This window comes from Nocardiopsis sp. TNDT3 (assembly GCF_003427465.1).
GTDB lineage: Bacteria > Actinomycetota > Actinomycetes > Streptosporangiales > Streptosporangiaceae > Nocardiopsis > Nocardiopsis dassonvillei.
Genome location: NZ_QPFC01000514.1, coordinates 1 through 10,498 on the forward strand (window position 1 = coordinate 1; position 10,498 = coordinate 10,498).

Annotated in this window: 11 protein-coding genes; all 11 read left to right on the plus strand. The window is 73.1% G+C overall.

Annotated elements, in window-relative coordinates; genetic code table 11:
• Positions 1-1,031, plus strand: a 1,031-nt coding sequence (locus DQW06_RS13430; RefSeq protein ID WP_157983436.1) for a thiolase family protein, incomplete at its 5' end; no start/stop codon positions are given.
• Positions 1,028-1,801, plus strand: a complete 774-nt coding sequence (locus tag DQW06_RS13435) for an enoyl-CoA hydratase/isomerase family protein (protein ID WP_117198565.1) — start codon at positions 1,028-1,030, stop codon at positions 1,799-1,801. The genes DQW06_RS13430 and DQW06_RS13435, both read left to right, overlap by 4 nt.
• The gene (locus DQW06_RS13440) at positions 1,798-2,691 is read left to right on the plus strand and encodes a 3-hydroxyacyl-CoA dehydrogenase family protein (protein ID WP_117198566.1); all 894 of its coding nucleotides are present in this window, start codon (positions 1,798-1,800) and stop codon (positions 2,689-2,691) included. Before DQW06_RS13435 ends, DQW06_RS13440 begins: the two co-directional genes overlap by 4 nt.
• A 4-nt stretch (positions 2,692-2,695) precedes the next feature.
• Entirely contained in the window at positions 2,696-3,499 is an 804-nt protein-coding gene (locus DQW06_RS13445; protein ID WP_013153509.1) for an enoyl-CoA hydratase/isomerase family protein, read from the plus strand.
• Positions 3,500-3,597: 98 nt separating this feature from the next.
• A complete protein-coding gene (gene paaA / locus DQW06_RS13450; protein WP_013153508.1) occupies positions 3,598-4,572 on the plus strand; it encodes a 1,2-phenylacetyl-CoA epoxidase subunit PaaA in 975 nt (324 codons plus the stop codon).
• On the plus strand, positions 4,569-4,886 hold the full coding sequence (paaB, locus tag DQW06_RS13455) for a 1,2-phenylacetyl-CoA epoxidase subunit PaaB (RefSeq protein WP_013153507.1): 318 nt from the start codon (positions 4,569-4,571) through the stop codon (positions 4,884-4,886). The genes paaA and paaB overlap by 4 nt, the downstream gene beginning before the upstream one ends.
• A gap of 43 nt (positions 4,887-4,929) precedes the next feature.
• Positions 4,930-5,808, plus strand: a complete 879-nt coding sequence (gene paaC / locus DQW06_RS13460; protein ID WP_117198567.1) for a 1,2-phenylacetyl-CoA epoxidase subunit PaaC — start codon at positions 4,930-4,932, stop codon at positions 5,806-5,808.
• Positions 5,802-6,323, plus strand: a complete 522-nt coding sequence (gene paaD / locus DQW06_RS13465; protein WP_013153505.1) for a 1,2-phenylacetyl-CoA epoxidase subunit PaaD — start codon at positions 5,802-5,804, stop codon at positions 6,321-6,323. Before paaC ends, paaD begins: the two co-directional genes overlap by 7 nt.
• 2 nt (positions 6,324-6,325) lie before the next feature.
• On the plus strand, positions 6,326-7,429 hold the full coding sequence (gene paaE, locus DQW06_RS13470) for a 1,2-phenylacetyl-CoA epoxidase subunit PaaE (protein ID WP_071622233.1): 1,104 nt from the start codon (positions 6,326-6,328) through the stop codon (positions 7,427-7,429).
• Positions 7,426-7,833: a hydroxyphenylacetyl-CoA thioesterase PaaI gene (gene paaI / locus DQW06_RS13475; RefSeq protein ID WP_013153503.1), complete on the plus strand. Its 408-nt coding sequence runs from the start codon at positions 7,426-7,428 to the stop codon at positions 7,831-7,833. Before paaE ends, paaI begins: the two co-directional genes overlap by 4 nt.
• A 246-nt stretch (positions 7,834-8,079) precedes the next feature.
• Positions 8,080-10,224 carry a LamG domain-containing protein gene (locus tag DQW06_RS13480; RefSeq protein WP_117198568.1) on the plus strand — a complete coding sequence of 715 codons (2,145 nt, stop codon included), beginning with the start codon at positions 8,080-8,082 and terminating at the stop codon, positions 10,222-10,224.
• Positions 10,225-10,498 lie beyond the last annotated feature (274 nt).

Genomic DNA, 10,498 nt, shown 5'->3' on the forward strand with positions numbered 1-10,498 from the left:
TGGCGGCGCTGCTGGCCGGACTCGACCCGAGCGTGCCCGGCTACACCGTCAACCGGCTGTGCGCCAGCGGCCTGACCGCCGTCGCCTCCGCCGCGCAGGCCATCCGCGCGGGCGAGGCCGACGTGGTGGTCGCGGGCGGCGTGGAGTCCATGACCCGGGCCCCCTGGGTGATGGCCAAGCCCGGAACCCCCTGGGCCAAGCCGGGCGAGGTCGCCGACACCTCCCTGGGCTGGCGTTTCACCAACCCGCGCTTCGCCGCGGCCGACGCCGAGGCGCCCGTCGACGCGGGCCCCGACGATCTGCGCTACACCCTGTCCATGGGCGAGACCGCCGAGGAGGTCGCGCTCCTGGAGGGGCTCACCCGCGAGGAGTGCGACGCCTTCGCGCTGCGCAGCCACGAGCGCGCGGTCGCCGCCGCCGAGGCGGGCCGCTTCGACGCCGAGACCGTCCCCGTCACCGTGCGCGGACGCAAGGGCCAGACCAGCGAGGTCACCGCCGACGAGGGCCCGCGCCCCGGCTCCAGCATGGAGAGCCTGGCCGGGCTGCGCCCGGTCTTCCGCGAGGGCGGCATCGTCACCGCGGGCAACTCCTCCTCCCTCTCCGACGGCGCCTCCGCGCTGGTGCTGGCCGGCGCCGAGGCCGTGCGCCGCTACGGCCTGACCCCCCGCGCCCGCGTGGTCGCCTCCGCCTCGGCCGGGGTGGACCCGCAGGTCATGGGCCTGGGTCCGGTCCCGGCCACCCGCAAGGTGCTCGGCCGCGCCGGGTGGGACCTGGACGGGGTCGGCGCCGTGGAGCTCAACGAGGCCTTCGCCGCCCAGTCCCTGGCCGTGATGCGCCAGCTCAAGCTGGAGGAGGAGCGCGTCAACGCCGACGGCGGCGCCATCGCGCTGGGCCACCCGCTGGGCAGCTCCGGCGCCCGCATCCTGGTCACCCTGCTCAACCGCATGGAGCGCGAGGACGCCGCCCGCGGCCTGGCCACCCTGTGCGTGGGTGTGGGCCAGGGCGTCGCACTGCTGGTGGAGCGCCCGTGAGCGCGAGCGACGGCACCGCGCACCGGGCCGACGGGGACTTCACCACCCTGGACGTGGAGTGGCGCGAGGACCGCGTGGTGGTCCAGCTCCACCGCCCCGAGGCCCGCAACGCCATCAACGCGACGATGATCGCCGAACTGCACCGGGTGTGCGAGCGGATCGAGGCCGAGCCCAGGCCGCTGCTCCTGACCGGGCACGGCACCGTGTTCGCGGGCGGCGCCGACATCTCCGAACTGCGCGAACGCGGCCGCGAGGAGGCGCTGGCCGGGATCAACAGCCGCCTGTTCGAACGCCTGCACCGCCTCCGTGCGCCCACCGTGGCGGCCGTGGACGGCTACGCCCTGGGCGGCGGCGCCGAGCTGTCCTACGCCTGCGACATCCGCATCGCCACCCCCACCGCCGTGTTCGCCCAGCCCGAGCCGGGTCTGGGCATCATCGCGGGGGCGGGCGCGTGCTGGCGGCTGCGGGAGCTGGTCGGCGCCTCGGTGGCCAAGCAGGTGCTGCTGGGCGGCTACCGCCTGGACGCCGAGGCCGCGCTGTGCCACGGCCTGGTCGCCGAGATCGTGCCCTCCGGGGAGTTGCGCGAACGCGCCCACGCCCTGATCGACCGCATGGCCGCCTCCTCCGCGCTGGCCCTGCGCATGACCAAGATGGTCCTGGACGCCGACGGCCCCCACCCGCTCGCCGACGACCTGACGCAGGCCGTGCTGTTCGAGAGCGCCGACAAGCACGAGCGCATGACCCGTTTCCTGGAGAGGAAGAAGCGTTGAGCACCACCGAGCAGGGGGGCGGCGCCGCGCCGGGCGTTCCCGCCACCGTCGCCGTCGTCGGCGGCGGCACCATGGGCGCCGGGATCGTCCAGCAGTTCCTCACCCGCGGCGCCGACGTGGTGCTGGTCGAGGCCACCGCCGAGGCCGCCGAGGCCGGTCGCGCCCGCGTGGCGGCCGGGCTGGACAGAGCCCGCCGGCGCGGGAAGATCGACGCCGAACCGGCCGCCTACCTGGCCCGGCTGCGCACGGTCACCACCCCCGCCGACATCCCGGCCGACGCCGGGCTGGTCGTGGAGGCCGTGCCGGAGCGGCCCGAACTGAAGATCGCCGTGCTCACCGCCGCCGAGGCCGCCGTGGGCGAGGACACCGTCCTGGCCTCCAACACCAGTTCGCTGTCGGTCACCGAGCTGGCCGCCGCCCTCCAACGCCCCGCGCGCTTCCTGGGCACCCACTTCTTCAACCCCGTCCCCGCCTCCAAGCTCGTGGAGCTGGTCGTGGCCCCCGAGACCGACGAGGCCGTCCTGGCCTCGGCGCGCGCCTGGGTCGCCGCCCTGGGCAAGACCGAGGTCGTGGTCCGCGACGCGCCCGGGTTCGCCACCAGCCGCCTGGGCGTCATGCTGGGGCTGGAGGCCATCCGCATGGTCGAGGAGGGCGTGGCCTCGCCCGCCGACATCGACACCGCCATGGAGCTGGGCTACCGCCACCCCATGGGGCCGCTGCGCCTGACCGACCTGGTGGGCCTGGACGTGCGCCTGGCCATCGCCGAGTACCTGGCCGCCGAACTGGGGGACCGGTTCGCGCCTCCGGAGCTGCTGCGCCGTATGGTCGCCGAGGGAAGGCTGGGCCGCAAGAGCGGACGGGGCTTCCACACCTGGGACGAGGGAGAGTAGAGCGTTGAGCGAGGACACGGCGGCCGGACAGGCGGCGGCGGAGTTCACCGAGGCCGACGGGCTGGCCACGGTACGGCTGAACACGCCCGCCCTGACCCGGCGGGTCAAGGAGGAACTGCTGGCGGCGCTGCGTCGGGCGGCGGGGTCCACCACCGCCCGCGCGGTGCTGCTGCTGGGCTCGGACAAGGCCTTCTGCGTGGGCCAGGACCTGGCCGAGCACGCGCGGATCCTGGAGGAGCGCCCCCAGGACGCGCTGGACACCGTGCGCGAGCACTACAACCGCATCGTGCTGGCCCTGGAGGACGTCCAGGTGCCGGTCGTGGTCGGCATCGGCGGCGCCTGCGTGGGCGCGGGACTGGGTTTCGCCCTGGCCGGGGACGTGCGGATCGCGGCCCGCCGGGCCAAGTTCGGCACCGCCTTCACCGGCATCGGCCTGGCCTCGGACTCCGGGCTGGCCTCCCGCCTGGTGGCCTCGCTGGGCCAGGCCCGGGCCATGGAGCTGATGCTGCTGGGCACGGTCGTGGGCGCCGAGCGCGCCCTGGAGCTGGGCCTGGTCACCGAGGTCGTGGACGACGACGCCTGGGAGGCGCGCGCCCACGCCGTGGCCGCGGGTCTGGCCTCCGGGCCCACCAGCGCGTTCGTGGCGGCCAAGCGGGAGGTGCGCTCGGCCGCCGTGGGCGGGCGCGAGTTGCCCGAACTGCTGGAGGAGGAGGCCGACCTCCAGAACCAGCTGGGACAGACCGCCGACCACGTCGGAGCGGTCCGCGCGTTCCTGGCCAAGGAGAAGCCGACCTTCTCCGGGAGCTGAGCTGGCGGTTTCCCCGCCCGGCGGACTTGCCCGGGCGGGGGAATCCGGGGATACTAATTACTGACCGAACGTTCGGTTATGAATGAGGTGAGAAACCAGTGAGCACCCAGACGGTCCGGGAGGCGTCCCCCGACGCCGACCTCCTCCAGGCCGAGTTCGACGCCAGGATCGCCGCCGACCAGCGCATCGAGCCGCGCGACTGGATGCCCGAGGGCTACCGCAGGACGCTCGTGCGCCAGGTCTCCCAGCACGCGCACTCGGAGATCATCGGCATGCAGCCCGAGGGAGACTGGATCGCCTCCGCGCCCAGCCTGCGGCGCAAGGCCATCCTGCTGGCCAAGGTCCAGGACGAGGCCGGGCACGGGCTGTACCTGTACGCCGCCGCCGAGACCCTGGGCGTGGATCGCGCCGACCTGACCGAGCGCCTCATCGAGGGGCGCCAGAAGTACTCCTCGATCTTCAACTACCCGTCGCTGACCTTCGCCGACGTGGGCGTCATCGGCTGGCTCGTGGACGGCGCCGCGATCTGCAACCAGGTCCCGCTGTGCCGCAGCTCCTTCGGCCCCTACGCCCGCGCCATGGTGCGCATCTGCAAGGAGGAGTCCTTCCACCAGCGCCAGGGCTACGAACTGCTCATGCGCATGATGGAGGGCACCCCCCAGCAGCGGGCGATGGTCCAGGACGCCGTCGACCGCTGGTGGTGGCCGTCGCTGATGATGTTCGGCCCGCCCGACGCCGACTCGCCCAACACACAGCAGTCCATGGCCTGGGGCATCAAGCGCGACACCAACGACGACCTGCGCCAGAAGTTCGTGGACATGACCGTCCCCCAGGCCGAGAAACTCGGCGTCACCCTGCCCGACCCCGAGCTGGTCTGGAACGCCGAGCGCGGCCACCACGACTTCGGCGAACCCGACTGGGTGGAGTTCAAGCAGGTCATCTCCGGCGCCGGACCCAAGAACGCCGAGCGCGTCCAGCGCCGCCGGGCCGCCCACGAGAAGGGCGCGTGGGTGCGCGAGGCCGCCACCGCCTACGCCCGCAAGCACACCAGCGCCGAGGAGGCCGCGGTATGAGCGACGACAACACGGCCGGTTCCGGGGCGGCCCGCCCCGAGTGGCCGCTCTACGAGGTCTTCGTGCGCGGCAAGCGCGGCCTCAACCACGTCCACGTGGGCTCGCTGCACGCCCCCGACGACCACATGGCCCTGCACAACGCCCGCAACCTCTACACCCGCCGCAACGAGGGCGTGAGCATCTGGGTGGTGCGCGCCGAGCACATCGCCGCCTCCAGCCCCGACGAGAAGGACCCCTACTTCGCGCCCAGCGGGGACAAGGTCTACCGCCACCCGACGTTCTACCCCATCCCCGAGGACGTCCCGCACATCTAGGGCGGCGGCACGACCGGCGCACACGAGGCCAAAGGAAAAGACATTGAGCGGCGACCACATCTACTCGGCCCTGAGCGAGGAGCACGGCGGCGACACCCGCTGGGCCTTCGGCACCGGCTTCACCGACGCCCTCGCCGGGGTGGACACCACCCTGCCCGAGGGGGTCGACGGGGCCGACCTGGCGCTGTACTGCCAGATGCTCGGCGACGACGCGCTCATCCAGGCCCAGCGGCTCGTCCACTGGGTGACCGACGCCCCCGAGCTGGAGGAGGAGGTCGCGCTGGCCAACATCGCCCTGGACCTGCTCGGACAGGCCCGCCTGCTGCTGGCCCGCGCCGGACAGGCCGACGGCACCGGACGCGACGAGGACGCCTTCGCCTACCGGCGCGGTCCCGCCGAGTTCCGCAACGTCCGCCTGGCCGAGGCGCCCCGCGGCGACTTCGCCCGCGCCGTCGTCACCCTGCTGACGCTCTCCAGCGCCCGCCTGGCCGTGTTCGCCCGCCTGGCCGACAGCCGCGACCCCGTGCTGGCCGCCGTCGCGGCCAAGGCGGTCAACGAGCTGGCCTACCACCGCGAGTACGCGGTCTCCTGGGCCCTGCGCCTGGGCGACGGCACCCCCTACTCCCGCGAGCGCATGACCGCCGCCGTCGCCGAGGTGTGGCCGCTCACCGGCGAGCTGTTCGCCACCCACCCCGTCGAGGCCCGCATGGCTCAGCAGGGCGTGGGTGTGGACCCGGCCACCGTGCGCGAGGAGGTGCACGCCGTCCTGGCGCAGGTGCTCACCACCGCCACCCTGGACGCCCCCGCGCCCTTCCCCGCACCGGCCCTGGCCGGACGCCGGGGAGAGCACACCGCCGAACTGGCCCCCCTGCTGGACGAATTCCAGAAGGTGGCCCGCGAGCACCCGGAGGCGACATGGTGACCACCACCCGGGACCGGGCCCGCGAGCGCGCCGAGCGCGCCGCCGCCGCGGTCACCGACCCCGAGCTGCCCATGCTCACCCTGGCCGACCTCGGCATCCTGCGCCGCGTGGAGGTCGAGGGCGACGGAACCGCCGCGGTGTGGATCACCCCCACCTACTCGGGCTGCCCGGCCCTGGCCGAGATGCGCGCGGACGTGGACCGCGCCGTGCGCGCCGCCGGGTTCGACCGGGTCGAGGTGCGCACCGAGCTCTCCCCGCCCTGGACCACCGACTGGATCACCGCCGAGGGCAGGCGCAAGCTCGCCGAGCACGGCATCTCCCCGCCGGGCGGCGCGCCCGCGCGGGCCGCCGGGCCGGTGCCGCTGACCCTGCTGCCCACCCGTACCGCACCGCGCTGCCCACTGTGCGGGTCCGGCCGGACCGAGGAGCTGTCCCGCTTCGGCGCGACCTCCTGCAAGTCCCTGCACCGCTGCCGGTCCTGCCTCGAACCGTTCGAGCACGTCAAGGAGATCTGACCGTGACCACACCCGTCACCGAGACCGCGCCCGCGGCCGCGCGCCGCCGGGGCGCGTTCCACCGGCTGCGCGTGGCCGCCGTCGAGCGCCTGTGCGACGACGCCGTCGCCGTCACCTTCGACGTCCCCGACCACCTGGCCGAGGAGTACGCGTTCGCCCCCGGGCAGTCGCTGACCCTGCGCCGCGAGGTGGACGGCGTGGAGGAGCGCCGCAGCTACTCCGTGTGCGCCCCCGTCGGCCAGGCGCCCCGTGTGGGCGTGCGCCTGGTCTCGGGCGGCCTGTTCTCCAACTGGCTGGTCAACGAGGTGCGCCCCGGCGACGAGGTGGAGGTGGGCGCGCCCACCGGCCGCTTCGTCCCCGACCTGGACACCGCGGCCCGCCACGTGATGGTCGCCGCCGGTTCGGGCATCACCCCGGTGCTGTCCATGGCCTCCTCGCTGCTGCGCCGCACCGACTCGCGCGTCACCCTGCTCTACGGCAACCGCCGCAGCGACACGGTGATGTTCGCCGACGAGATCGCCGACCTCAAGGACGCGTTCGGAACGCGCTTCGAGCTGGTGCACGTGCTCTCCCGCGAGCCGCGCGAGGCCGAGCTGTTCACCGGGCGCCTGGACGGCGCCAAGCTGGAGGCGCTGCTGGACACGGTCGTGGCCGCCGACGCCGTCGACCACTGGTGGCTGTGCGGACCGTACGGCATGGTCACCGACGCCCAGGAGGTGCTCACGGGCCGGGGCGTGCCGGGGGAGCGGATCCACCAGGAGCTGTTCTTCGTGGAGGGCGCCGAGCCGCCGCCCCAGGCGCGCCACGAGGAGCCCGGCGTGGAGGGGCCCGCCAGCGAGGTGACCCTCGTGCTGGACGGGCGCACCACCACCCTGACGCTGCCGCGCGGGGTGCCCGTGCTGGACGCCGCGCAGCGCTACCGGCCGGACCTGCCCTTCGCCTGCAAGGGCGGGGTGTGCGGCACCTGCCGGGTGAAGGTGTGCGAGGGCGAGGTGCGGATGCTGCGCAACTACGCGCTCACCGAGGCCGAGGTGGCGGCGGGGTACGCGCTGTCGTGCCAGGCGTTGCCCGAGAGCGACGCCGTGACCGTGGACTACGACGCGTGAGCGCGCGCAACGAGACCGCCTGGCGGATGTTCGAGGCGGACATGGCGTCCAAGAACCTGGGGATGCGCCTGGTCGAGGCCAGCGACGGACTGGCGGTCGTGGAGATGACCGTGGGGCCGCTGATGCTCAACGGGCACGGGATCGCCCACGGCGGGTTCGTGTTCACCCTGGCCGACACCGCGTTCGCGTGCGCGTGCAACGTGGACGGGGGAGGGGTGACCGTGGCCTCGGGGGCGGACGTGACCTTCGTGGCCCCGGCGAAGGAGGGTGACGTGCTGGTGGCCACCGCCCGGGAGCGGGCGCTGTTCGGCCGCAGCGGCCTGTACGACGTCACGGTCCGCCGGGGCGAGGAGGTCGTCGCCGAGTTCCGGGGCCGCAGCCGCACGCTGCCCCCGCGCGGCTAGCCGCCGGGTCGGGGCGGCTACGGGGCCGGGACCGCGAGGGCGGTCCCGGCCCCCTCGCGTGGTGGCGGGGCCGGTGGCGGGTGTCCACAAGCGGTCATCCGCGTTTGGGGTGAGGTCAGTACATGTGTGCGCCTTGATGGAGAAAAGCGAACCTTGTGGCTTATGTGAGCACATGGATAGCTTTTTCCCGTTCGTGTCCCGGGTCCGCCCACGAGGCGGCCCTCGACCAGACAGGCAATCCCCCTCATGCGTCGTTCCCTGACCCGTACGACGGCGGTCTCGGCCGCCTCGGTACTGGCCTTGTCACTCCTCTCCCCGTCGCAGGCGCTCGCCGACGACAACCGTCCTCCGGACCGGCCCGACACCGCCACGCTCACCGCGCGGGGAAGGGTGTGCTCCACCGACCAGGATGCCCCCACACTTATCGGCAGCACAGCACCCCTCCTGAGAGGAGTCTTCCGCGATCCCGACTCCGAGACCGGGGCACAACGGATCAGGGCCGAGTTCGAGTGGACCCTGGAGGGCACCGACGAACTCCTCGGCGCGGCCGAGTCGACCCATACCTGGCACCACCCCGGCCGTGACCCCTATCCGCTGTCGGTAACCGCGAGCGGCCTGCCCGAAGACACCCTCATGCGCTATCGCGCGCGCGGCCATGACAACCAGGAGCCGGGTGAGTGGTCCGAGTGGTGCTGGATCGAAGTCAACACCGACGGACCCGAAGCGCCTCCGCTGGTCACCTCCGACGACTACCTTCCCAACGGTGGTTTCCAGGGAGCACCCGGTCGGACAGCGGAGTTCACCTTCGCCAACAACGGAACGCTGGACGCGGTCTCCTACGAGTACAACCTCGGCCTGGAACCCCTGTGCAACACCCGGGTGGAACTCGATGAGCCCGGTGCCTCCGCCACCGTCTCGGTCACACCGCAGAGGTCGGGACCCCAGTGGATCTACGCCCGGAGCGTCGACGCCTACGGCAACACCTCCGCGTGCGAGTCGGTGTACGAGGTCCTGGTGGCTTCCCTGGCCGACCCCGTGGCCTACTTCCTCCTCGACGAAGGTGAGGGGACGAGCGCCTCGGACGTCATGTCAGAGGACCGCTCTGCTACGGGGGACGGCGGCATCGCCTGGACCCGTGGCCGCGTGGGCGAGCGCCAGGGCAGCGGTTACCGGCTGGAGGGCACGGCCGTGGCCACGGCTGACGGACACCTGCGCACCGACACGGCGGTCGTCGACACCTCGGAGGCCTTCGCGGTGTCGGCCTGGGTCCGGTTGGACGAGACCGGCACCGACGCCGTCGCCCTCTCCCAGGACGGCGAACATCTGAGCGGCTTCCAGCTCGGTTACGACGCCTCCGAGGAGGCATGGGTGTTCCAGACAGCCTCTCAGGACGGACCGCAGGCCGGGTTCGACCAGCGCGTGGTCTCCACCGTTCCCGCTCAGGCGGGCGTGTGGACACAGCTCAGCGGTCAGCACGATCCGGAAACCGGAGAGATCGCCCTCTACGTCGAGGGCGCCCATCAGGGAAGCGCCGCGTGGGACTCCGCCTGGAACGCTGAGGGCCCGTTCGTCATCGGAGGCGGCCGGGAAGCGGACGCCTTCTCGGGCAGTTGGCCGGGAGCGGTCGATCACGTCAAGGTATGGGACCGCCTCCTCATCGTCGAGGACGCGCCCTACACCAGCACCAAGCGGTCGGAGGTGTGGCAGCACGCCAACCTGCCGCTGGCCCTGGAGGGCCGGTGGATGTTGGAGGAGAGCGGTGGTGCGGCCGCCGCGGACGGTTCCGACCACGGCCTGGACGCGACACTGCACGGTGACCCCGCGACGGTGTGGGAGGGGGCGTTCAACGACTGGACCTACACCTCCGCGATCCTTCTCGACGGAACCGCGCAGGAGCACCTGCGCACGGACGGAGCGGCTGTGCGCACCGACCGCAGCTTCACCGCCTCGGTGTGGGTGCGTTTGGACGAGGGCGGCTCCGACGCCGTCGCGCTCTCCCAGAGCGGCGAGCACACCGGTGGGTTCGTGCTGGGGTACGACGCCGAACTGGAGGCGTGGGTCTTCGAGACATCGGCCGGGGACTCCGAGGGAGCTGAGGTCAGCCGCGTCGCCTCCGCCTGGGCGGAGACGGGGAGGTGGACCCATTTGACCGGTATCTACGACCACGTGGACGGAACACTCGCCCTCTACGTCGACGGTGTCCGGCAGGAGGACGCGGAACGCGAGGGCGCCTGGCACGCCGACGGCGACGTGGTGATCGGAGGAGCCGGATACACGGACGGCGTCGACCGTCCCTGGACGGGCGCTCTCGGCACGGTCTTCCTCCTCCAGGGAGTCGCGTTCCCCCACGACGTCTACACCGTGATGGAAGGTCTCCTGCCGAGGGTTTAGTCGAGACCTCGGAGCACCAGGACCGGGGCATGGGCACCCCGTCGCAATGACCGGCCGGGGCCGTCACAGGACGGTCCCGGCCCCGGCATGTGCGAGGAAGGGCCACGTATCAGCCCCCGCCAGGGCCTGGTTCCGTCCCGTCCTGGGCGATTCCGCGTCGTCGGCGCCGGGCAGGGGGCGCGAACACACGGGGGCGATCGCGCGTCCCACGGGCGTAGGGAGGGCGCCGTCCTCCGCCGCACGAGAAGGACCCCATGACCGTCATGCCCGCCCC